Annotated in this window: 23 protein-coding genes and 1 pseudogene; 15 read left to right on the top strand and 9 right to left on the bottom strand. The window is 61.3% G+C overall.

What is annotated here, in order from left to right:
• Positions 1–160: 160 nt before the first annotated feature.
• The 3 genes from J3R84_RS09970 to J3R84_RS09960 all read left to right on the top strand — a co-directional run bounded on the left by J3R84_RS09970 (position 161) and on the right by J3R84_RS09960 (position 2,742).
• The gene (locus J3R84_RS09970) at positions 161–808 is read left to right on the top strand and encodes a TetR/AcrR family transcriptional regulator C-terminal domain-containing protein (RefSeq protein ID WP_025427589.1); all 648 of its coding nucleotides are present in this window, start codon (positions 161–163) and stop codon (positions 806–808) included.
• 199 nt (positions 809–1,007) lie between these two features.
• Positions 1,008–2,027: a ketol-acid reductoisomerase gene (gene ilvC, locus J3R84_RS09965; RefSeq protein ID WP_025427588.1), complete on the top strand. Its 1,020-nt coding sequence runs from the start codon at positions 1,008–1,010 to the stop codon at positions 2,025–2,027.
• Between the two features lie 37 nt (positions 2,028–2,064).
• A complete protein-coding gene (locus J3R84_RS09960) occupies positions 2,065–2,742 on the top strand; it encodes an NUDIX domain-containing protein (RefSeq protein ID WP_225906316.1) in 678 nt (225 codons plus the stop codon).
• 289 nt (positions 2,743–3,031) lie between these two features.
• Here J3R84_RS09960 and J3R84_RS09955 read toward each other — a convergent pair whose 3' ends face one another.
• Positions 3,032–3,277, bottom strand: coding sequence for a helix-turn-helix domain-containing protein (locus tag J3R84_RS09955; protein ID WP_025427586.1), 246 nt, complete (start codon positions 3,275–3,277; stop codon positions 3,032–3,034).
• A 401-nt stretch (positions 3,278–3,678) separates the two neighbouring features.
• The gene (locus J3R84_RS09950; protein WP_025427585.1) at positions 3,679–4,062 is read right to left on the bottom strand and encodes a hypothetical protein; all 384 of its coding nucleotides are present in this window, start codon (positions 4,060–4,062) and stop codon (positions 3,679–3,681) included.
• A 325-nt stretch (positions 4,063–4,387) separates the two neighbouring features.
• Here J3R84_RS09950 and J3R84_RS09945 point away from each other — a divergent pair, with 325 nt between their 5' ends.
• The 3 genes from J3R84_RS09945 to J3R84_RS09935 all read left to right on the top strand — a co-directional run bounded on the left by J3R84_RS09945 (position 4,388) and on the right by J3R84_RS09935 (position 7,358).
• Entirely contained in the window at positions 4,388–5,020 is a 633-nt protein-coding gene (locus tag J3R84_RS09945) for a LysE family translocator (protein WP_025427584.1), read from the top strand.
• A gap of 83 nt (positions 5,021–5,103) precedes the next feature.
• Positions 5,104–6,066 carry a bifunctional helix-turn-helix transcriptional regulator/GNAT family N-acetyltransferase gene (locus tag J3R84_RS09940; protein WP_025427583.1) on the top strand — a complete coding sequence of 321 codons (963 nt, stop codon included), beginning with the start codon at positions 5,104–5,106 and terminating at the stop codon, positions 6,064–6,066.
• Positions 6,067–6,401: 335 nt separating this feature from the next.
• Positions 6,402–7,358, top strand: a complete 957-nt coding sequence (locus tag J3R84_RS09935; RefSeq protein WP_025427581.1) for an MYG1 family protein — start codon at positions 6,402–6,404, stop codon at positions 7,356–7,358.
• 398 nt (positions 7,359–7,756) lie between these two features.
• On the opposite strand, the pseudogene J3R84_RS09930 reads toward J3R84_RS09935, so the two are convergent.
• Positions 7,757–9,131: pseudogene (locus J3R84_RS09930) on the bottom strand (transposase).
• A 228-nt stretch (positions 9,132–9,359) separates the two neighbouring features.
• On the opposite strand from J3R84_RS09930, the gene J3R84_RS38725 reads away from it, so the two are divergent.
• Both J3R84_RS38725 and J3R84_RS38720 read left to right on the top strand, forming a co-directional pair.
• Positions 9,360–10,316: an adenylate/guanylate cyclase domain-containing protein gene (locus J3R84_RS38725; protein WP_309239111.1), complete on the top strand. Its 957-nt coding sequence runs from the start codon at positions 9,360–9,362 to the stop codon at positions 10,314–10,316.
• Positions 10,228–11,664, top strand: a complete 1,437-nt coding sequence (locus J3R84_RS38720; protein ID WP_309239110.1) for a rhodanese-like domain-containing protein — start codon at positions 10,228–10,230, stop codon at positions 11,662–11,664. The genes J3R84_RS38725 and J3R84_RS38720 overlap by 89 nt, the downstream gene beginning before the upstream one ends.
• 206 nt (positions 11,665–11,870) lie before the next feature.
• Here J3R84_RS38720 and J3R84_RS09920 read toward each other — a convergent pair whose 3' ends face one another.
• Positions 11,871–13,655 carry an adenylate/guanylate cyclase domain-containing protein gene (locus J3R84_RS09920; protein WP_057206253.1) on the bottom strand — a complete coding sequence of 595 codons (1,785 nt, stop codon included), beginning with the start codon at positions 13,653–13,655 and terminating at the stop codon, positions 11,871–11,873.
• Positions 13,656–14,077: 422 nt separating this feature from the next.
• Between J3R84_RS09920 and J3R84_RS09915 the strand changes: the two genes are divergently transcribed.
• Together J3R84_RS09915 and J3R84_RS09910 are read left to right on the top strand one after the other, a co-directional pair.
• Positions 14,078–14,737: a peroxiredoxin gene (locus J3R84_RS09915; RefSeq protein WP_025427578.1), complete on the top strand. Its 660-nt coding sequence runs from the start codon at positions 14,078–14,080 to the stop codon at positions 14,735–14,737.
• A 261-nt stretch (positions 14,738–14,998) separates the two neighbouring features.
• Positions 14,999–16,036, top strand: a complete 1,038-nt coding sequence (locus J3R84_RS09910) for an MBL fold metallo-hydrolase (RefSeq protein WP_025427577.1) — start codon at positions 14,999–15,001, stop codon at positions 16,034–16,036.
• Between the two features lie 163 nt (positions 16,037–16,199).
• Here the strand turns inward: J3R84_RS09910 and J3R84_RS09905 are convergent, their stop codons facing one another.
• On the bottom strand, positions 16,200–17,081 hold the full coding sequence (locus J3R84_RS09905; protein WP_057206190.1) for an NAD(P)-dependent oxidoreductase: 882 nt from the start codon (positions 17,079–17,081) through the stop codon (positions 16,200–16,202).
• 146 nt (positions 17,082–17,227) lie between these two features.
• Between J3R84_RS09905 and J3R84_RS09900 the strand changes: the two genes are divergently transcribed.
• From J3R84_RS09900 to J3R84_RS09890, 3 genes are all read left to right on the top strand, one after another.
• The gene (locus J3R84_RS09900) at positions 17,228–17,584 is read left to right on the top strand and encodes a winged helix-turn-helix transcriptional regulator (RefSeq protein WP_081788870.1); all 357 of its coding nucleotides are present in this window, start codon (positions 17,228–17,230) and stop codon (positions 17,582–17,584) included.
• A gap of 531 nt (positions 17,585–18,115) precedes the next feature.
• Positions 18,116–18,412 (top strand): hypothetical protein, encoded by a 297-nt coding sequence (locus tag J3R84_RS09895; protein ID WP_025427574.1) that lies wholly within the window; start codon positions 18,116–18,118, stop codon positions 18,410–18,412.
• Between the two features lie 357 nt (positions 18,413–18,769).
• Complete coding sequence (locus J3R84_RS09890; protein ID WP_025427573.1) at positions 18,770–18,979, top strand: cold-shock protein; 210 nt, start codon at positions 18,770–18,772, stop codon at positions 18,977–18,979.
• Positions 18,980–19,210: 231 nt separating this feature from the next.
• Here J3R84_RS09890 and J3R84_RS09885 read toward each other — a convergent pair whose 3' ends face one another.
• From J3R84_RS09885 to J3R84_RS09870, 4 genes are all read right to left on the bottom strand, one after another.
• The gene (locus J3R84_RS09885) at positions 19,211–19,411 is read right to left on the bottom strand and encodes a hypothetical protein (protein ID WP_025427572.1); all 201 of its coding nucleotides are present in this window, start codon (positions 19,409–19,411) and stop codon (positions 19,211–19,213) included.
• A 97-nt stretch (positions 19,412–19,508) separates the two neighbouring features.
• Entirely contained in the window at positions 19,509–19,724 is a 216-nt protein-coding gene (locus J3R84_RS09880) for a hypothetical protein (protein WP_025427571.1), read from the bottom strand.
• Positions 19,725–19,739: 15 nt separating this feature from the next.
• Complete coding sequence (locus J3R84_RS09875; RefSeq protein WP_025427570.1) at positions 19,740–20,027, bottom strand: hypothetical protein; 288 nt, start codon at positions 20,025–20,027, stop codon at positions 19,740–19,742.
• A gap of 271 nt (positions 20,028–20,298) precedes the next feature.
• Positions 20,299–20,484 (bottom strand): cold-shock protein, encoded by a 186-nt coding sequence (locus J3R84_RS09870; RefSeq protein WP_057247483.1) that lies wholly within the window; start codon positions 20,482–20,484, stop codon positions 20,299–20,301.
• A 256-nt stretch (positions 20,485–20,740) separates the two neighbouring features.
• Here J3R84_RS09870 and J3R84_RS09865 point away from each other — a divergent pair, with 256 nt between their 5' ends.
• The gene (locus J3R84_RS09865; RefSeq protein WP_025427568.1) at positions 20,741–21,265 is read left to right on the top strand and encodes a metal-dependent hydrolase; all 525 of its coding nucleotides are present in this window, start codon (positions 20,741–20,743) and stop codon (positions 21,263–21,265) included.
• Between the two features lie 334 nt (positions 21,266–21,599).
• Positions 21,600–22,529: an ABC transporter substrate-binding protein gene (locus tag J3R84_RS09860; RefSeq protein WP_207207598.1), complete on the top strand. Its 930-nt coding sequence runs from the start codon at positions 21,600–21,602 to the stop codon at positions 22,527–22,529.
• The last annotated feature ends 32 nt before the right edge of the window (positions 22,530–22,561 follow it).

The following is a 22,561-nucleotide window of genomic DNA, read 5'->3' as shown; positions in this document are numbered from 1 at the left end:
CGTCGAGCTCTTCCAGTTTTGCATCCTCAGCCCATGAGGATCCACATCCGCTGCCGCTGTCGAAATTTCGCCCACTCGACAAAATCGCCTTGACGCTTCCGTCGCGCTTGATTAGAACACTGCGAACCGTACCGTACGGTACTCAAATGGGTGGAGCCAGGTGCAAAGCGTTGCTGCGACAAAAGAGGCGAATGCCGGGAGCGGCCTGACCGAGCGTCAGGGTGTCGTCCTCGAAGAGGCGTTGCGTCTGCTTGTTGACGGCGGCGAGAAGGCGCTGACGACCGCCGGTGTCGCGCGGGCTGCCAACTGTTCGAAGGAAAGCCTCTACAAGTGGTTCGGCGATCGCGACGGGCTGTTATCGGCGATGATCGGTTTCCAGGCGAGCAAGGTGCGCACGCTGGATGTCGCCGCGAGCGCGCTCGACGCCGAAAGCCTGAGCCGGCATCTGGTTGTCTTCGCCAAGGATCTGCTCGAGGTTCTTGCCGGCGACGTGTCGCTGGCGCTGAACCGGCTGGCGATCGGCCAGGCGAGCCGCGAAGGCTCCAAGCTCGGCCACATGCTGCAGGAGCGCGGACGCCGGCAGATCGGGCGGCGTGCTGCCGCTCTGCTGGAGGCCGGCCGCAAGGCGGGGCTGCTCGCGTTTGACGATGCCGACGAAGCCTATGGCGCGCTTTACGGGCTGGTCGTTTCCGACTGGCACCTGAAGATGCTGCTCGGCGAAGAGGCCGGCGAGATGAAAAAGAGTTTCGGCCGCAAGGCGGAGCAGGCGGTCAGCGCCTTTCTCACGCTCTACGGCCGGAAGGTTTAACGGCGGGGGAGATCTCCGCCTGCAGCGGCGCGTGTCGAAGACACGCAAAGGCCGCTGCAGAACTGAATTGCAGCGCCGCGTGTTGAAGACGCGCAAAGGCCGCTGCAGAAACGGAATTGCTGCATGGCGCCTGGATCGATCCCGGTTCAGGCATCGTGCAGCGGAAATACAACTGATAGCAACGGGAAGGACCATTCAAATGCGCGTCTATTACGATCGTGATGCCGACATCAACCTCATCAAGTCCAAGAAGGTCGCCATCGTCGGCTACGGCAGCCAGGGCCGCGCCCACGCGCTGAACCTGAAGGATTCCGGCGCCAAGGAAATCCGCGTCGCGCTGAAGCCGGGTTCGCCAACGGCTGCCAAGGTCGAGGCCGATGGCCTCCAGGTTCTTTCGGTCGCCGAAGCTGCCAAGTGGGCCGACCTGATCATGATGGCAACGCCGGACGAACTGCAGGCCGAAATCTACACGGCTGACATCGCCGGCAACATCCGTGACGGTGCTGCCATCGCATTCGCACACGGCCTCAACGTTCACTTCGGCCTGATCGAGCCGAAGGCGACGCTCGACGTCGTCATGATCGCACCGAAGGGCCCGGGCCACACGGTTCGCGGCGAATACCAGAAGGGCGGCGGCGTTCCCTGCCTCGTTGCCGTTCACCAGGACGCTTCGGGCAACGCCCTTGACCTCGCGCTCTCCTACGCCTGCGGCGTCGGCGGCGGCCGTTCGGGCATCATCGAAACCAACTTCAAGGAAGAGTGCGAAACCGACCTCTTCGGCGAACAGGCAGTTCTGTGCGGCGGTCTCGTCGAGCTCATCCGCGCCGGCTTCGAAACGCTGGTCGAAGGCGGCTACGCGCCGGAAATGGCCTATTTCGAGTGCCTGCACGAAGTCAAGCTGATCGTCGACCTGATCTATGAAGGCGGCATCGCCAACATGAACTACTCGATCTCGAACACGGCAGAGTGGGGCGAATACGTCACCGGCCCGCGGATCATCACGGCAGAAACCAAGGCCGAGATGAAGCGCGTTCTCACCGACATCCAGACCGGCAAGTTCACCTCGGAATGGATGCAGGAATACAAGTCGGGTGCGGCCCGCTTCAAGGGCATCCGCCGGGTCAACGACAACCACCAGATCGAAGAAGTCGGCGCCAAGCTGCGCGGCATGATGCCGTGGATCGGCAAGAACAAGCTGGTCGACAAGGCGAAGAACTAAGTTTTAGCGATCAAATGCATAGGAAAGGCCGGGGCGCATGCTCCGGCTTTTTTCGTTGCTGCAGCAAGCGATCGTCGCCGCGCCGCCGCAGGCGGGCTCGACCATTGCGCGGCGTGCTGTCGAGGAAACGGATGCCAGGATCGACGTCGGGCGCGACCACGCCTCATGGAGGCACTTGCCTAATTCGTCCCGGTGTTCGACATTGGCCCGCTACCTCATGGAAAGCGCCCCGATGAGCCCGATGAGATCGTATCTGGCGGAACTGCGCGGTTTGATCGGAAACCGCTTGCTCCTGCTTCCCTCCGTCGCCGCCGTCATCCATGACCACGCGGGCAATCTGCTGCTGCAGGAGAAATCTTCGGGCGAGGGGTGGAGCCTGCCTGCCGGCGCTATCGAGCCCGGCGAAACGCCGCAGGAGGCCGTCATTCGCGAGGTGGTGGAGGAGACCGGCCTTACGGTTGTGCCTGCAACCATTCTCGGCGTCTTCGGTGGGCGGGAATTTCGCTACACCTATCCGAATGGCGATCACGTCGAATACATCGTCACACTGTTCGGGTGCCGGATCGTTGACGACTGCGGGGAGTGGACAGACAGCGAGACAAGATCGCTTCGATATTTCGGGCCGGACGAGATGCCGCCACTCGCATTGCCTTATCCGGTTTCCACGTTTTTCTCCCAGGGATCCAATCGCCTTGTCCGTTCACCGGGACGGTGAGGAGAGCACTGATCGACGTCACGGGAGGCAAAACATTGCGGTGAGCATGACGGTGGGTCCGTTGCGGCAATGAACGTCTTTGCGGAAGAGCTTTCCAAAAACGAAGGAAGCCGGGGCGAAAACCCCGGCTTTCCCTTTTTGAGCCAATGGCCGCTGGGCCAGATTTCAGTCCAGACTCTCGGCTTGAAGCAGCGGCGGTTGAGCCTTGCTGCAAGAGAATGGTCTATCGTAGGTCGCATTTCGGGGTGGGCATGTGCCCGGCCCGGACACTATGTGCCCGGCACCGCCGTTAGTGTGTGGCGGTGAAGGTGGTAGGCGAGACTTGCAGGGCGGCAGCGATGCGCTGCAGCTTGACGGGATCGGTATCGGCACCAAGTTCGACCTTGGAGATTTCCGTTTCCGTCAGGCCTGTGGTTACCGACATATCATCGACGGTGTAGCCGTGGGATTCACGCGAACGCTTTACAGCGGCTCCGATGCTGACACGCGAAACAGTGGCGTCGGAAGCCTTATTCAGATTTTTCTTAAAGGACATGAAGTGTCTCCTTCGTTCGTCCACCGACAAGGAGTTTCGTCGGGTGAAGGGGGCCCGAAAATATCGTGCGACTCGAATAATGAGAGGCGTTCAGGCCTCGCTAATATAGTCAGGGCGATCGCCAAGGCAAGCTGGTCCCGGCATTTTTGAGTGGACAGAGCCGCTGGGCCCGTTGGCAGGCAAGCGTCTGCCGCAATGAAAAATCGTTTGGAAACCTTATGATATAGTGCCTGAGGCGACGGGTGTGCCCGCTCAAAAAAACTGGTGCGGGCATGACTTTTGCGGTGAAAGGAACATCGCCGGTGGCTGGCTTTGCGTCGTCACTGTCTGCGGAGGGTACTGCCGGGCAATCCTGCAGCAGACCCGCGCCCAGAGCAGGGAGCAGGCCTGCCCCGTGTCGGTCAGCGAAGGGGCGTGCAGCCCTTGACGTGAGGCGCCTTGACGCGGCCGGCCTGAAGGTCGCTCCAGAGGGGCAGGGACGGATCAGGCCCACCCAATGTCGCTTCGAAGGTGGCGCGGTTCAGCTTGACCAGGTTACCGGCCGAGGTGATGCTGACCAGCTCTTTCTTGCTGACAACGGCTATGCTGACATTCATGCGGCAGAAGAAGCGCTTGTCGCCGTTCGATGCGACCCAGCCATGCAGGCCGGCCTTGTTCTTGGTGAGTTTGCTGACCTTATAGCCCTGCTTTTCGAGCTGGGCCAAGGATTCCGCGTGGGCCAGACCCGGCATGAGGGTAAAGCCGATCAGCGTGGCTGCGAGCAATCGCTTGAATGAAATGGTCATTAAGTTTCAACCCCTGATTACAATATGACAACGTCTCCTACGGTCAAATCATGTCGAATACAACTTGGATCTGTCTTGTTGTCGAATGCCGAAATCCGCATTGGTTCTTCGCGCGGCAAGCAAGCGTCCAAGTGATGGGCGAACGGCGATCATCAGCCTTGCGCCCGATATTCCACAATGCTGGCACTTGAGCTCGCAACCGCATGATGCACCCGCTTTTGCCGACCCCGCATCCCCACAGGCCGTAAGGCGGCTTTCACGCCGGCCTTGCCATTCCCACGAATCCGGCTAAACCGAAATTCCGGCCACCTCAAAGGAAGATGTCATGCCGGATTTTTCCACACTTGCACTTTTTGCCGCCGCGTCGCTGGTGCTAACCGCCACGCCCGGTCCCGATATGCTGCTGATCGCTTCACGCAGCGTCAGCCAGGGGCAGGGGGCGGGGTTCCTCACCTATGCCGGAATCGCGCTCGGCACCTATTGCCATGCGCTTGCCGCCGCCCTCGGACTGTCGCAGCTGATCGCCACCGTGCCGATCGCCTATGAGATCGTGCGCTGGGTCGGCTGCGCCTATCTGCTCTATCTCGCCTTCAAGACCCTGCGCTCGCAGGCGATCGACTTTTCGCCGTCCGCGTCGCTGAAGCGGCTGTCACTCCGGCGGATTTTTGGCGAGGGGTTGCTCACCAACCTGCTCAACCCGAAGATGGCGCTGTTCGTGCTGGCGCTGTTTCCGCAGTTCATTCGGCCCGAAAACGGCGCGATGATCGTGCAGACGCTGGTGCTGGCGACGGTGCTGAACGGCATCGGCTTTCTCGTCAATGGCGCGGTGATCCTGCTTGGCGGCCGGATCCGCAGCCGGTTCACGTCGCCCACCCGCTTCAAGAAGCTGCCGCAATATCTGCTCGCCACCGTCTTTGCTGGCCTTGCCTGCCGGCTGGCGCTCGGGGCCAGGAACTAATACGCCTCGACCGATTGCCATTTTATGTTGACTCAATCAACAAACCGTTGTTGATTGAGTCAACTCATGCTGGATCATTTCCCATGGCACTCACCAACGATCACCCTGATGTGGCGGCGCTGCGCGCCTTCAACCGTCTCTACACCAACCGTCTGGGCCTGTTGAACGCCCATCTCGACCAGAGCCCGTTCACGCTCACCGAAGCGCGTATCCTCTACGAGCTTGCCCATCGGCAAGAGACGACGGCGGCCGAGCTGATGCGGACGCTTCAAGTCGACCGTGCCCAGCTCAGCCGCACGCTAAAGCGGTTCTCCGATCGCGGGCTGGTCGAGAAGTCGGACCATCCGGAGGGTGGCCGCCGCCAGCCGATTTCGCTCACCCCTGCCGGGCGCAAGGCGTTCACCGCCCTGGAGCAGAACACCCGCGAGGCGATCGGCAAGCTGCTGGATACATTGCCATCGACCGAGCGCAAGCGGTTGATCGCGGCCACCAGCACCATCAGCGAGATCCTTGAGGACAAGGCAGGCGGGGACTTAATGCTGCGCGATCTGAAGCCGGGCGATCTCGGCTGGATCATCCATCGCCAGACCGTGCTGTATGTTCAGGAATATGGCTGGAACCAGGAGTATGAGGCGCTGGCTGCGGGCATCCTCGCGGATTTCGTAAAATCCTTCGACCCGGCCCGCGAGGCCGCCTGGATCGCCGAAATCGACGGCCGCGTCGTCGGCTCGATCTTCCTCGTGGCCGGCGACAAGCCTGATGTGGCCAAGCTGCGGCTGCTCTATGTCGAGCCGGATGCGCGCGGACGCGGCGTCGGGGCGGCGCTGGTTGCCGCCTGCATCGAGCGCGCCCGCACTGTCGGCTATCACACGCTGGTGCTGTGGACCAACAGCGTGCTGACCTCGGCCCGGCGCATCTACGAGCGCGCCGGCTTCACGCTCACCGAGGAGGCGCCGCACCATTCCTTCGGCAAGGACCTGGTGGGCCAGACCTGGTCGCTCGATCTCGGGCAGGGGGTGAAACGGAAAGTGGCCGGCGAGCGATAAGAGGCACAGGTCTTCTGTCCGCGCCGCGTGGTTCCCATCCATCGTCCCGCATAGCGGGGCAACGGCGCGGGGCTGCGCCCCGGCGGCAGATCCGTTGTGGGTTGACGGCGGCCTATCCGCGTGCGGCGAAATCCTCCGGATCGGGCCGCCGCTTGGTGTTCCGGGCCGGAACCGAAAGCACCTCCGTCTGAAACGCAAGGCCGTGCCGGATGAGGGCGCGAACCCCGGAATAAGCGATCAGAGGGTTGAGATGGCGTCTGGCAAAGGCTATCTGGTGCCATCGCAAACGCCCCTCGGGCGAACTTTCTTCAGAAAACCACAAGGCGTATCCCGGCATGAGCCCAGAATTCCTCGTCACCCATTCCGGTGGCTTCCATGCCGATGAGCTCATGTCGAGCGTCATCCTGACCCGGCTGTTCCCTGAGGCGAAGATCGTGCGCAGCCGGGCGCCGGAGTGGATCACACCCGGCACCGACCGCATCATCTACGACGTCGGCGGCGCCTATGACGCTGAAACCAGGATCTTCGACCATCACCAGCGCGGCGCACCGCTGCGCGATGATGGCCAGCCCTACAGCTCGTTCGGCCTGATCTGGAAGCATTATGGCCGCGATTATCTCGCCGCCTCCGGTGTCCCGGAAGCGCATGTCGAGGCGGTGCACGCCTCCTTCGACAAGAGCTTCGTGCTGCCAATCGATCTGGTGGACAATGGCGCGCTCAGCCCCTCCGTTGCCGGGCCGCTCGCCGGACTGACGCTGCCGGCGCTGCTCGAAACCCTGAAACCGGTTTTCGACGAGACCGATCCCGGCGCCGATGATCGCGCCTTCCATTCAGCCCTCGCCATCGCCCGCAGTTTCGTCGAGGCCAGCATCGGCCGTAGCGCCGCAAAACTGCGTGCGGAAGCCGTCGTGCACCAGGCGATCGTCGATACCGGCGAGGCCCGTGTGCTGGAGCTGCCGATGGGCATGCCGTTCCGTCCCGCCATCGTCAAGGCAGGCGCCGATCACCTGCTGTTTGTCGTCCACCCGCGCGACAAGGACTGGTGCCTGACCGGCATCCGCCGCGCCGACGAGGGCTTCGAGCTGCGCGCCGACCTGCCGGCCGCCTGGGCCGGCCTCACCAACGCCGACCTCGAGGCCGCCTGCGGCGTTGCGGGCGCCACCTTCTGCCACAACGGCCGCTTCATCGCCGCCGCCAAAACCCGCGAGGCAGCGCTGGCGATGGCGGAACTGGCGGTAACGGAGGCTGTCTCTGTCGCGCAAGGGCAAGCGACGGCTGCTCAGGTGGCGTGAGCCATCGAGTGACGATTGTGGTGCAGTCCGACCACTTGCTGCCATGGGCTTGTTGAGGAAGCGCTGCACCACTCGTCGGACTTGGCCGAAGTGACCAGAAACGGCCAAGCACTCTCTGTGTCCGGCATGCGGGATACGGCTTATGTGGGGAGAGAGTTCCCGCCCGCAGCCGGCTGATGGCACCAACCTATTCGCGAAGCGGCCGCAGTATCTGCCTGTCGTCGTCTTTGCCGGACTGGCTTTCTTTCTGGCGCTTTGCAATCATTACGTCCGCAGTCGGCCGATTTCGTTGAAAAACTCGATGGATTTCCGCCCATCCGCCCGATTTGGTCTTTTGGGCGCGGGGTCATCGGTTATCTGCCCTGCGCCTTAGCGCAAGGTATCGATGTATGCCGCGCTCATGCGGCGATGGCGCGGTATAGCGACCTTTGCGGCCTGAGTTTCGCGAGCCTCCTGAGGTTTTGGGCGGTTGCTGCCAGCAAGAATTCGTCTCGCGCACCGCACGGTCCTCTTAGCCTCAAACGCGCCATCCGCAGAATGCGCTTGAGGTGGGCAAAGAGCATTTCTACCTTCTTGCGACGATGTCGGACTGCACGTATTCAGGTGTGGTGGCAATAGCTCGGGCAACATCGCGGGCATCCTCGTTGAGATCACGCGGCACCTTGCGCATAGGCATGTTCGGGCAGCAGCGAAGCTTTAATTCGCACGGGTCGCAGTTCTTTTTGCTGGCGCGATAGAGTCGTGTTCCTTCGCTCGTGATCCCTGATCTGGGCGTTGCATAGGTTCGATGGAACTGCTTCAATTCCTTTCCCGCAGGGCAGACGTAGCGATCATTCTCGGCCTCCCAGGTGAAGTCCGAACGCGAGAAGGTCCCGTCCGTCCGGTTCGATTTGTCGAAGACAGGAATGTGCGGCGCGATCTTCTTCTCCTTGACCAGCCAGGCCAGATTGTCGGCAGAACCATAAGCGCTATCGGCTGCCAGATAGTCTGGCTTCAAGCCGAAGCGGTTCTCGGTCCTGTCGAGCATTGTGCGGGATGCTCCGACCTCTGCCTGGCGGATCGCACGTGTCGCCTCCACGTCCAGAATGACGCCATGATCGGTATCGATCAGATAGTTGGTGGCGTAGGCGAAGAAGGCATGGCCTTTGTGGGCACCCGTCCACTGCGCTGCTGGATCGGAAGGCGAGATGAACTTCGGCGTCACCGGCGATGCCGCACCGAAAGCGGCATCATCAAGAACTGCAAGGTATTCCTGGACCGAGCGGCTGGCATCGTCTTTGACTTCCCACTCCGCACCAGGCACAGAACGCTGCTTGTTGGCGTCTGCGGCGATCAGGCATCGACGGCAAACCCTTCCGCGCCCACCAGTCCCTGGGCAAGACAGCGTTCCACCACCGTCTCGAATAGGTGCCGCAGGATGTCGCTTTGCCGGAACCGGCCATGACGGTTCTTCGAGAAGCTGGAGTGATCCGGTACCTTGCCGTCCAGTCCGAGGCGGCAGAACCAACGATAGGCAAGGTTGAGGTGGACTTCCTCGCAAAGTCGCCGTTCCGAGCGGATACCCATCGAATAGCCGATGATCAGCATCCGCATCATCAGCTCAGGGGCAACCGAAGGACGACCTGTGTTGCTGTAGAACGGCTTCAACGGTGCTCGCACGCTGTCGAGGTCGAGATGGCGGTCTATCCCGCGCAGCAGATGGTCAGCAGGGACGTGATCTTTGAGGCAGAAGTCGTAGAAGAGCTGCGCCGGAGCCGCCTGACATCCCATCATTCACCTGATCCCCTGCAAATCACTCAGAGGATTGAATCACGCGTCCCAAGTACCGGCAATACCGAGTTTTTCAACAGTATCGGCCCGAAGCGGCCATTCCGGCAAGGTCCCGAGTCAGGCAATAAATCTGGCACGAGCGAGGAAACAAGCGTAGCTTCGGAAGCTAGAGTTCCCGCCCCTGACCAACGCAAGAGCGAGGCCTTCTCTACACCTTTGGGAGAGGTGGCTATGGAAGCAGTTCGCGCAGAACGGCGGCTGGTGGCAATTCTTGCCGTCGACATTGTCGGTTATTCGCGACTCATCGAAGCCGACGAGGCCCGGACCCTGGCTGCAATCAAGGCATGGCGTTCCGAAATCTTCGATCCCTTTATGGAAGATTATCACGGACGCATCGTGAAACTCATGGGCGATGGTGCGATCGTGGAATTTGGCTCCGTCGTCGACGCCGTGGCTTGCGCAGTCGCGTCACAAAGTAAGGTCGCTGCGTGCCAAGTGGATGTCCCAGTCCAGCGTCGACTTCTCCTCCGCATGGGCATCAATCTCGGAGATGTGGTTGTCGACGAGGATGATTTGCTGGGCGATGGCGTCAACGTCGCGGCTCGCCTTGAGCAGATGTGTGAGCCAGGGGGACTTTTCGTATCTGGCACTGCTTTCGATCACTTGCAGGGCAAGTTCGAATTGCCGCTGGAATTTATCGGCGAGCAGCATGTGAAGAATATCCAGCGGCCCGTCCGTGTCTACCGGGTGAGGTTCGAGGGAAATACTCGGCTGCGACGCTTCAACCTCAAAAGCTTTCGCCGTTGGAGAATCCCGGCTGCTTTGGCCTTCCTGCTCCTGATAAGCGTTCCAGCAGTTTGGCTGGCCCAAACGCGCGAAAGTGCTGACGCGGCGTCCGTTGCGCGGATGGCTTTTCCGCTACCCCAAACGCCCTCCATCGCCGTCCTGCCATTCGACAATCTCAGCTCTGATGCGGGGCAGAGCTATTTTGCCGACGGGATGACCGACGACTTGATCACCGAACTCTCAAAACTGTCTGGCATCTATCGCGCGCAACTCGACCTTCACCTACAAGGGCAAGCCCACCAAAGTTCAGCAGGTGGCCGAGGAACTGGGCGTCCATTACATCCTGGAGGGCAGCGTACGTCGAGAGGGAAACCATGTTCGTGTCAATGCCCAGTTGATTGACGCGATCGACGGACATCACCTCTGGGCCGAGCGCTATGATGGGGAAATGAGCGGCGTGTTCGGGCTGCAGGACAGGGTGATCGGACAGATCGTTTCAACTCTTTCAGTGAAGCTGACGAGTGCCGAGCGAAGCGTGGCAGCGGTGCCGGAAACGACGAATCCGCAAGCCTACGATTCGCTGTTGCGGGGTTGGGATCATCTTCGCCGGGACAGCGAGGCCGAAACGGCCACGGCCTCCGACTTCTTCCAGAAGGCGATCGTACTCGATCCAAACTATAGCCGCGCCTATGCGTCACTGGCAGCAGCAAACTGGCGGACGAGCATCTTGTCCTGGGATTTTTACCGTCGGGAGACCGCTTCAAAGAACCTCATCAGAAATCTAGCAAAGGCTATGGAGAAGCCGACGCCGCTTGCCTATGCGATATCGGCGCAGGTGCTTGCGCAGCAGGGTCGCTATGACGAAGCATTCACTGCCATCGACCGGGCGATGAAGCTTGCGCCGAATGATCCTGACAACCATGTCGGCCTGGCGCGGATTCTCAACGCGAAGGGACGCGCAACTGAGGCGGAACAGCAGGCCCGCCTGGCGATGAGGTTCGATCCCCATCCCTCGCGTGCAACGCTGCGCATGCTCGCAGTCTCGTTCTTTTCCCAGGGAAAATATGTCGAAGCCGTCGACACCTTTGAACGCGTGATCGGCAAAAAGTCCGATCTCCGGGCAGATTACGCCACCCTGATAGCAAGCTACGGACATCTCGGGCGCACTGACGGCATTCAGACGCTGATCGACCAGTATAACACGCTGGCCATGTCCTTCTTGGGCGATCCGCTCACCGTCCAGGAAAGTGCTTATGATTGGTATGGTAGCGCATTCAGCTACCATAGGCCTTACATCACGCGCCTGCAGGAGGGACTCCGCAAGGCCGGATTGCCCGAGGGGGCTGGCACAGACCTCGCCCTTGACGACTACGTGAAGTTTATGGCGCTGACCAAGGGCGAACTCAGTGTCGACAGAACCATAAAAATCGATGTCACGGAAGCAAAGGCGCTGCTCGCACGCGGCGTGCCCTTCATCGATGTGCGTGCTTCGCTTAACTATGACAATGGCCATATCCCCAAGGCCATCAACCTATCCCTCGTCACCGGCCTATCAAAGGAAAGCCTTGCCATGGTGGGGGGAAAGGAAGGTGAGGTCGCCTTCTATTGTCAGGGCAAGAGTTGCACCTATGCCGCTTATGCTTCGGCCAAGGCGATCGCCTGGGGTTACACGCACATCTACTATTTTGCCGGCGGTTTTTTGGAGTGGGACGACGAGGGCTATCCACTTGTAATCGAGGTCAAGAGATAGATTGAGCAAGAGCCACATGAAACCATGTGGCCACCAAACGCAATCCGGATCATTGTGACCACCTTTGGCGCAATCCAGTCGTTCAATGTCTTGCAGAGATGACCTTCACACGTGTTGTGACCCGAACGGTTAGCTGCGCTACTTTCGCAAACAGTCTGTATGTCTTGAATGTGCCGAGCCAGGCACGCAAAGTGCTTCCCGGCCTCTCACTCCACCAGCCCCGCCTTGCGCAACCCTTCCACTCGACGCTCAAAATCATCCGGGTTGCGGAAGGGCAGGACGCGGCGGCGGCGGGGGATGGAGAAATTGGGGTTGAGTTCCAGCGCGCGGTTCCAGGCCTGGCGGCTTTGGTCCAGATGGCCGAGATGGCCGTGGCAGGAGGCGAGCAGGGCAAAGGCGGTTTCCGAATGCGGGTTTCGCATCAGTCGGGCCTCGATCGCCAGGATCGCCGTTTCGTAAGCGCCGAGCGAAAAGTGGGCGTCGGCGAGGAACTGTAAAAGCACTTCGGGATAGAGCGGGTCGAGCCGCATGGAGATGTCGAGTTCGTCGAGCGCTGCCTTCGGTTCGCCGGAGAAGATCAGCGCATGGGCGAGCGCCATGTGGAGCTGCACCGAGTTGGGCGCCAGCGCCAGCCCCAGATGCGCCTCGTCCCGCGCCCGGTCCAGCTCTCTCATCCACATGCAGGCGACGCTGAGCGCGCAGTGGCAGTCGGGCTGGTCGTCCGCCATCGCGACTGCCCGTTCGGCAAGCGCACGGCCGGTGCTCAGCGACTGCTCGGGATCGGCGCTCCAGTCGTTGATATAGTCGAGCACATGGGTGAAGGCGATGAGCGCATGGGCGGCGGCATAGTCGGGGTCGATGGCAACAGCGGCTTCGGCGAGGCTGCGTGCGGCAGCATTGGCGAGCAGCGTGTGCGCAGACGCCTGCTCGCGGCCGCGCAAGAGCAGCTCGTAGGCCTTGACGTCGACCGGGCGGCCGCCGGCAAGTGAGCTTTTGTCGCCGCCGGTCAACTGGACTTTCAGCGCAGTGACGATCTCCCGCGTCAGTTCGTCCTGCACCGCGAAGATATCGGTGAGATCGCGGTCGAAGCGATTGGCCCAGACGTGGCCGCCATCGTTGGCGTCGATCAATTGCGCGGTGACGCGCACGCGGTTGCCGGCCTTGCGCACGCTGCCTTCGAGCACGTAGCGCACGCCGAGCGCCTTGGCGACCTCAGGCACGGACACCGCCGCGTTCTTGTAGACGAAGGACGAGTTGCGGGCGATGACATGCAGCTCCGACAGCCGGGAAAGGTCGGTGATGATGTCCTCGCTGATACCGTCGGAGAAATATTCCTGCTCGGCATCGCCGCTCATGTTGTCGAAGGCGAGCACGGCGATCGAAGGCTTTTCCGGCAGGCGGTACGGGCTCGGCGGCTGCGCCTTTGCCGGCGTCGGGGCAGGGGCGGGGCCATTGGCCGCGCGGGCAACGCCGATCTCCAGCGCGTAGATCCGGATCGGCTCGACGATGTTCTTCAGCTGCGTGGCACCAAGGTCGGTTGCCGTAAGGTCCAGCCGCGCCTTGACCTGACGGTAGGCATCCTCGGAAAGGCAGATCGCGCCGGGGCGGGCGATGCCTTCCAGCCGCGAGGCGATGTTGACGCCGTCGCCCATCAGGTCGCCGTCGCTTTCCTCGACGACATCGCCGAGGTGGATGCCAATGCGGAACTCGATGCGCCGGTCCTCGGGCACGCCGGCGTTGCGCTCCAGCATGGCGCTCTGCACCTCGATGGCGCAGCGCACGGCATCGACGACGCTGCGGAACTCGATGAGGCTGCCATCGCCGGTGCGCTTGACGATGCGGCCGTTGTAGACGGCGATGGTGGGGTCGATCAGGTCGCTGCGCAGCGTGCGCAGCCGCGCCAGGATACGCTCCTCGTCGGCGCCGGCGAGCCGGCTGTACCCGACCACGTCGGCGACAAGGATGGCCGCAATTTTTCGCGTATCGCTCATGGCAGCTCCGACCTGATACCAACCTGCACCGATATTGACCTCCTGCGCCGGAGCGATTTTGTTCTCCGGCAAGAAGACAACCGGAGCCGGACCCAAGCGGTCCGGTAAGGATTGTCGACGCCATCAGCGGGCCAAAAGTGTCCGGCCCTTCGGGTGGGCCGCCTGTCGACCACCGGCCGCGTCGCAATCCTTAACCGATGCCAAGGCATCGCTCCGAGGTCTGCTCCTCGCCGGATGACCGCACACGGTCCCACGCAATCGGTCATATCAGCACAGACTGATATGACGCAGATTACCACAGCGGCAAGGCGGCCGCCTCTCGTCTCTCTACCTCATCTTTAGAAGTTGCCTATCGCACCAAAAGTGGCACACTTCCCGCCTTGTATGGCTGAAGCCAGCATATTCAAATGATGGGGTCTATCGTGACACTTGCAATCAACGACATCGCACCGGATTTCCAGGCGGAAACCACGGAAGGCAAGATCCAGTTTCACGACTGGATCGGCGATTCCTGGGCCGTGCTGTTCTCGCATCCGAAGGATTTCACGCCAGTCTGCACCACCGAGCTTGGCTACATGGCCAAGATCAAGCCGGAATTCGACCGGCGCGGGGTAAAGATCATCGGGCTCTCCGTCGATCCGCTCGACCGCCACGCCGGCTGGGTCAGCGACATCGCGGAAACGCAGGGAGCCACGCCGAACTTTCCGATGATCGCCGACGTCGACTACAACGTGTCGAAGCTCTACGGCATGCTGCCGGCGCCGGTATCGGGCGACCCGACGCAGCGCACCGCCGCCGATAACCAGACTGTGCGCAACGTCTTCGTCGTCGGGCCGGACAAGAAGGTCAAGCTGATCCTGATCTATCCGATGACCACCGGTCGCAACTTCGACGAGGTGCTGCGGGTGATCGATTCGCTGCAGCTGACGGCCAAGCACAAGGTGGCAACGCCGGTGAACTGGAAGAACGGCGAAGACGTGATCATCGCCGGCTCGGTCAGCGACGAGGAAGCCAAGCAGAAGTATCCGGAAGGCTGGCGCGCACCAAAACCCTATATCCGGATCGTGCCGCAGCCGAAGTAATCGCGGGAGGCGGCCTGCCGCGCCCGCGCCACTGCATGACGCCCTGGGCCGGAGCCGGTCTCGGCAAGGATCATGCAGCCGCTTCTTGAAGTACGAGACATCCCGCGGATGAGATTTGTCCCGCGGGATGCAGCGGGCTTGCACTAAAGCGCGTCGCGATCTCTAGGATTCGCTTGCTGCGCTTTACGCTCTTGTTTTTGCGCATGTCGTCATCGCAAAACCGCTGAGCACTTTTGCGCGACATGCTCTAGGGAGAAACCGATGATCTTCCGCCAACTCTTCGACAGTACGTCCGGCACCTATACCTACCTCATTGCCTCCAGGCAGGGGGGAGAGGCGCTGATCATCGACCCGGTTCTGGAAAAGGTCGACCGCTATCTGCAGCTGGTGCGCGAGCTTGACCTGAAACTGGTCAAGGCGGTCGACACGCATCTGCATGCCGACCACATCACCGGGCTCGGGGCGCTGCGCGATCGCACCCATTGCATCACCGTCATGGGCGAGCAAACGGCGGCCGATGTGGTTTCGATGCGGGTGGCCGAGGGCGACCGTGTTTCGATCGAGGGCCTCAGCCTCGACGTGCTCTACACGCCTGGCCATACGGACGACAGCTATTCGTTCCTGACGGGTGGGCGGGTGTTTACCGGCGACACGCTGCTCATCCGCGGCACGGGGCGCACGGATTTCCAGAACGGCGACCCGCGCCAGCAATATGATTCGATCTTCAACAAGCTCTTGAAGCTGCCCGACGACACGCTGGTCTATCCGGCCCACGACTATAAGGGCGACACGGTCTCGACCATCGGCGAGGAAAAGCGCTTCAATCCGCGCCTCAAGGTGCAATCGGTCGACGAATATGTCGACCTGATGAACAATCTCAACCTGCCGAACCCGAAGATGATGGATGTGGCAGTGCCGGCCAATATCCATGTCGGCCTGCATCAGGACGAGATCGCCGCCAAGGGCTGGGCGGTTTCGGCGGTGGAAGCCCTGGCGCTCAGGGGCCGTTCGGATGTCGCAATCGTCGATCTGCGCGAGAAGGCGGAGCGGGAAAAGCACGGCGCCATTCCCGGTGCGCTGCACGCACCCTATCCGGAACTGCGGGAAAACATCGGCGCTGGCGGCATGCTGCATGAACTGGCGCTTGCGACGGGCAAGCGCATCGTTTTTTATTGCGCCTTCGGCGAACGCTCGGCGATGGCGGTCCAGGCGGCGCAAGCCGCCGGACTGATCAGCGCCTGCCATATCGAGGGCGGCATCGATGCCTGGAAAAAGGCAAACGGGCCGCTGGTGCGCTAAGGCGCCGCGCGTCGAACATGACGCGCGAACGACGCTGTAACGCTTTAAAGTTACTGCATGATTTCTCCTTGGATCGGATCCGATCCAAGGGCTGATCCCTAGCCAGCTCGGAATGGCGGCCGGTCCGGGAATAGGTGAGATGTTCCCTGTTTGCTTGAGGGCGCTACGCCTTGCCCATGAACTGGGAGAGGGCGGCGAAGTCGTCATGCAGATGGCCCGATGCAATCGCCCGGCTGAAGATCGCGTCATAACCGTCGACTACGGTCCGATCGATGCTGCGCGCTTCCATCAGGTCCTTGAGATGCTGGAACGCGCCGTAATGCGGCGAGATCGACGACAGCGTTTCCGCGTCGCTGGCAAACCGTCCGGCACCGGTCCGCTTGATCAGGTCGGCGACCAGCCCTTCGACGACGGGCGCGGTCGCCTTCCATTGGCGTCCCAGTTCGCCAACGTCGATGTCTTCGGCTCGGCAGACGGCGATCGCGTGCAGCCCGCCGAAGAGCGCCCCCCACATCAGCGCGAGGAGGGCGCTATCGAGCGCGTTGGCGCGCCCCGGTTCGGTGCCGATGTGCTGGACATTGCCGCCGAGCGCGCGAAACACAGTCTCGTTGGCGGTGAAGGGTTCAAGCGCGCCCGATAGCAGGATCGTGCCCGCATCGGTGCCGATGAAGTCGGGCGTCGCCAGGATGGCGCCATCGATGTATTGGGCGCCATGGGTCGCGGCCCACCCGCTGGTTTCGCGCGCGCCCTCAGGCGTCCCCGAGGTCAACTCAACGATCAGCTTGCCTGCCAGGCCGGGCGCAACGTCGTTTGCGCGCAGCAACGCTGCGGTGGCGGCATAGTCGCTGACATTGACGATGACGATCTCGGACGCGTCAATCGCCTGGCGGACGGTCGGCGCTAAGGTGGCGCCGAGTGCCGTGAGCGGCTCGGCTTTCTCCCTTGTCCTGTTCCAGACCGTGGTGCGATACCCGGCCTGGAGCAGGGCGCGCGCCAGCGCCGATCCCATGCGTCCCGTTCCCAAAACACTCATTGATGGCTTCATTGCAAAACTCCATATCCGTTGGCGCGACGCTTTTTTTGCCGTCGCTGGCCAGAGGTATGGTGGCGCCGGACGTGCGCAATACGCACCGGCCGGTAAGCGCTTACCGTGGGGTAAGTGCTTACTCCCCGGATAGTAAGGAGGATATCGTGAACCCGACCATGGAAAATTGCGGCTTTGCCACCGCACTCAAGGCGATCGAGGGCAAGTGGAAGGTCGATATCCTCTGCGAGCTTGGAAAGGCGGCGCGCCGGTTTGGCCGCCTACGCCAGTCCATCCCGGCGATCAGCGAAAAGATGCTGGCCCAGCAGCTGCGCGAGCTGGAGGCGGATGGACTGGTCGATCGTACGGTTTATTCGTCGCTGCCGGCAAAGGTTGTCTACTCCCTGACGGAGCGCGGCGCGGCGCTCAACGTTGCGGCCGCCGCCTTGTGTCGTTGGGGGGAAGAGGGCGGTCGGCATGGCAAGGGTTCAGTGGCCGTCGTCGACGATGCTGTGGTTGCCTGAGGCGGTTGGGGTGACCGGTGCGAACATTGGGCAGGGACAAGCTGAGCATGCCCCGCCGCTTCCGATGATTTTTTCGTGCCTGTTACCCTGGGAACACCTCCTGGCAGATCGCTCGGCTAATATCCAACACATGCAAGGCAAAGACCTTTGCCAAGAGCAATGCGAACCAACTGATCGCCTCCCAGTCAGCTGGTTCACGTGATCCCAACGAGCCTCCCCGTTGGTGATCCGCATCTGCCAAAGACCCGTCGCGTGCTGACCGCGGCGGGTCTTTTCTCGTTTGGCCGTGGCGTCGCGACAGATCACGCCTGAACGGCGCTGCGACGCTTGAAAGCTGCCGTGGATTGCTCCCTGAGCCAGATGCCAAACGAAGGAGCATGCCGTCGATGATGTCGCGGTGGCGGCAATGGGCCGCATGCCAACGCCTTGCTGCGGTTGCACTCTTGCTTGACACCCATTCTCATGCTGCCACGATCCGGCCGCCGGTTTCTGCCCCCGGTGCTGTCGACCACGGTTCCCAAGGAGAGTGTCATGAAGACGTGCCTGCGTGCTGCTGCCGCAATCGCTGCATTTGCTCTGGCCGGCGAGGCCGTTGCCGGCATTCCGCTGGTCAATGCTTCCTGCCCTGGCAATATCGAGGTGCACGCCGATGAGGGCGGGCCGATCTATATCAACGGCAAGGAAGGCAAGCTGAAGAAATTCAACGACAACTACTTCGAAGCCAAGGGCGGCGGGGTGACGATTTCGCTCAGCGTCAACCCGGACGGTTCGCCCGCCGTCTCCTATACTGGTAAGGGCGGAGCCAACGGCATCTGCACGATCAAGTAGGCGCATCTGCCGGCAGGCAGCGCCGCTCGCCGAGGAATGCATCGCGGGCGCGGACGCCACGCCCGGCCGACAAACCAACCCAGCCGCGTGCCCGGTCAAGGCTGCCATCGGCCGGGCGGGATGCGCGCAAGTTAGGCCATCGAAAATGGTGTACGGAGCCCTTACGTATTTCCGTAGTCGATCTTGCTCCTTGCTAAGAACACAATGTGCCTGTAAAGGGTCTGCCATCGATCTTGCTTGCTGAGCTTTGTTTTCTCGCCGACCGGCGTTCAAGCTGACCTTTCCTATCAAAATCGATCTTACTGCCTTGTCCGGCCCAAAGTCGGGAGGCGAACTTTTGATTGAAAGGAATTTCTTATGAATACTGGAACCGTAAAGTTCTTCAACACCACCAAGGGTTTTGGCTTCATCGCTCCGGACGACGGCGCAACCGACGTTTTCGTGCACGCTTCTGCTGTTGAACGCGCTGGCATGAGCTCGCTCGTTGAAGGCCAGAAGGTCCGTTTCGACATCGTTCGCGATGCACGTTCGGGCAAGAGCGCTGCCGACAACCTGTCGGCTGCGTAATCACCGATATTTCGTCTCTGGTCCTTGACCACGGATGTACTGGCACTGGCCATTGAGACGATATTGAGAAGGTCGGGATTTCCCGGCCTTTTTCTTTGGGCGCTTTTCAGCCCGCAAGACTGCGACGCGTGGCGATTGCCGTCGTCACAGACGACCGCGCCCTCGGGCTCGCCCGTCTGCCTGCGCCCTTGCCGTCGTGGCGCGTGTTCAAACAAATCCCGTTGCCACCGTTCACAAGAGGCGATGCCGCTCCAGCGTTTCGCGGCCGCGCCGCGATTTGACGGCGCTCTCGTTCGCACCCTTCTGCTCGTCGTCCGACAGGGTTTTTGGCTTGCGGAGAGACGGTTTTCGCGTCGGCGGCTTGGTGATGGGCACCATGGCCGGCGCGCCTTTCCACTGGAGCAGCTGTCTCAGTTTTCCGTAATAGGTCATGGCGGTTCCTCGGTTGGAGCATTTCCAGGAAAAGTGCGAAGCGGTTTTCCGTCCGGAAATGCGTAAAAACAAACAGATAGAGCGTTTCCGAAGCGATCTAGTGGCGGGGCATGCCCCACTCGATCGGCTCCAGGTTTTCCTCTTTGCTGACGCGGTCCTGGCCAAGTTCGTCGTTGCGAATTCTGTACTGGGGCTGGCTGTCGCGAACGGGCATGATGGCGGTGATGCGGTAGGTTTCCGCGGCAATCGGCGAGATATGGCTGCGATCCCTGAGACGGACCGATAATCCAACGGCGAAGCGATGTGCGGGCATTGGTTCTTGACCTCTTCAGGGTTGGGGTGCCGGGACGAAGGCATGCTTGGCGCGGTCGATAGCGATGATGCGATCGAGCTCATCCGGCGCGATTGCGACCATGCGCATGCGATGGTCATTGTCCGCGGTTGCCGGCACCTTGATGAAGGTGGCGACGCGATGATAGGCGAGCCACGAAATGCCTTCGATCAGTTCCTCGTCATCATCCACCTCATAGTCTCCAGCCGCGAGCACTCCTTCGACATCCGGCAATTGGAAGGGTTCACTGAAGTGGACGGTGCGGTGCTTGGTTCGGCTGAACATGACGTCTCCTTCTAAAGCGGGCCGCGATCTCCGAGGGGCGCTTATTGCGTTTCAAGCTCTTGTTTTTGCGCATGCCGTGATCGCAAAACCGCTACGCACTTTTGCGCAATGTGCTCTATCGCCGGCATTTGCGCGGCGTTGCGACTACAGCGCCGCGCGTCTTATTAGACGTGCAAAGGTCGCTGTAGCCCTTTGAGTGGCTGCATGTTTTCATCCTTAAATCGAATAGGATTTAAGGAAACAGGCAGTAGGACGATCTGTTTCGACTGCGTCAGAGCCGCAGGTTGCGGGCGGCGATGCGCCCCTTTTCGTCTTTCCAGATCTCGAAGCGGAAAGTCTGCCCGGGAAAGATCGATTTGATGCCTGACCTATAGAGCGCCCGCGCATCGACGTAGACTGCGCGACCACCGTCTTCCGGCTGAACGAAGCCGTAGCCGCGATTGAAGTCGAAACGCATGATCGTTCCTGTGATCATGTCAGCACATGGGCGTTCGAGGGATGTCGAGCGTGCTTGGCGCGCACACTTCAACGCTCGATATGGGAAAAGATGGCGGGTCGAGAGCCTCTGACGCCGCGAAAAGCCATAATGGCCAATGTCGATAAGATACTGTGAGCTTTAATTGCGTCTAACGCAAGGTCGCCACGAATTCGACCAGATGAGTTGCAATCGCGTTCCTGTTCGCGTCATGCGTCAATTGTCCGGGGGATCGTTCTTGTTCGTTGCTCATTTGCCGGCGGGCTACCTGCTCAGCCGTTTCATCGCGCGTGGTAGACCGACTCAATCCGGCGCGATCATTGCCACAGGGATTGTCTGTTCGGTGCTGCCGGATTTTGATCTCGCCTATTTCTATCTGGTCGACGGCCGGCGAACGGCGCACCATGACTATTGGACGCACACGCCGCTGTTCTGGCTGGCTGCCGCAGCAGCTCTGGCGCTGGCGTTGACGCTGAGTGGCAGGCGCAATCAGCTCATTCTCGTCAGCGTCGGGCTCGCGAACGTGCTGTTGCATCTGCTCCTGGACTCGGTCGCCGCCGATATTCGCTGGTTCCATCCGTTATCGGATCTTCGCGTGAACCTCGTGCACGTCCAGGCGCTCTACAAACCCTGGTATCTCAACTTCCTCTTCCACTGGACCTTCATGGCCGAGCTGCTGATCGTGGTTTCGGCCGCCGTCGCCGCCACGCTCGACTGGCGGCGATGGCGCGGCCGGGTGGCTGCACTGCCTGCGGTCAAATAACGGTTGGACCATAGCTCGCCAGCTCTGGGGACAACTGCCGGCTGATAGAGAAAATCACAGCCATTTCAACGTCCGGTGTAACCGGGCGTTGACGGATGTCGATCCTGTAGGCATCCTGCCGGCCAAAGAAGACAGGGCGGCGGAAAACGGCGCCGGGGCCGGTAAGCGGCCCGGATACAGGAACAGTTGCATTCGATGGGGTGCGGGTACGCCCGCTCCCGGGGTGCGGGTACGCCCGCTGCCTGTGCCGCTTTCAATACGCATTCGCAAGTCATTCAAGTCGATCGGTCAATGCTGTTCGGAGGGGACTGTGAAGAGACGTCTAGAGTTCTGCATGTCTGCTTGCCTGGTGCTTCTGCTCGGCTCCGCTGCCCCCGTGATGGCGGCGGATCTGGTGATCGCCATGCCCAACTGGCCGTCCGGCCAGGCGACGGCCAATATCCTCAAGGTCAGCATTGCCAAGAAATTCGGCCTTGATGCCGAGGTCAAGGAGCTCGGCACGCTCAACGCCTTCGTCGGCTTCGAGACCGGCGATGTCGATATCCAGCCGGAAGTCTGGCAGCCCAATTTCGGGGACATCGTCAAGAAATATGTGACAGACAAGGGTGTGGCAACGCTCAGCGCACGCAGCGTGCCCGCCTGGCAGGGGCTCTGTGCCACGCCGGAGGCGGCAGCGACGATCAAGACGATCGCCGACCTTAGCGACCCCGAGAAGACCAAGATCCTCGACACCGACGGCGACGGCAAGGGCGAGCTCTGGATCGGCGCGCCGACCTGGCTTTCGACCGGTATCGAGCGCACCCGGGCCAACAGCTATGGCTATGGCGCCAACCTGACGCTGTTCGAGGCGGAAGAAGAGGTGGCAATGGCAGGGGTTGACGCGGCGATCGCGACGGCGCGGCCGATGGTGTTTTACTGCTATGCTCCGCACCACGTCTTCGAGCTGCACAAGATTGCGCGCATCGAGGAGCCGCCGCACGATCCGGCCAAGTGGAAGATCGTCGGTGCGGATGACCCCTTGTGGATCAGCAAGTCGACGGCTGCGACCTCCTGGGACGCGGCGCATTTCCAGATCGCCTACGCCACCGGCTTCGGCAAGAAACATCCTGACATCGCCAAGTTCCTGGATCAGGTCGATTTCTCGCCGGAAGAAGTGACGAAGATGAGCTACGCGCTGGAGGTCGAGCGGCAGGCGCCGGCCGACTACGCGAAGAAATGGGTGGACGACAACACGGCACGCATCGACGGGTGGGCGAAACCATGACGACAACACCGGATCGAAACGCAGCCGATGCA

Source organism: Ensifer canadensis (genome assembly GCF_017488845.2).
GTDB lineage: Bacteria > Pseudomonadota > Alphaproteobacteria > Rhizobiales > Rhizobiaceae > Ensifer > Ensifer canadensis.
This window is presented reverse-complemented; position numbering and strand designations above follow the sequence as displayed.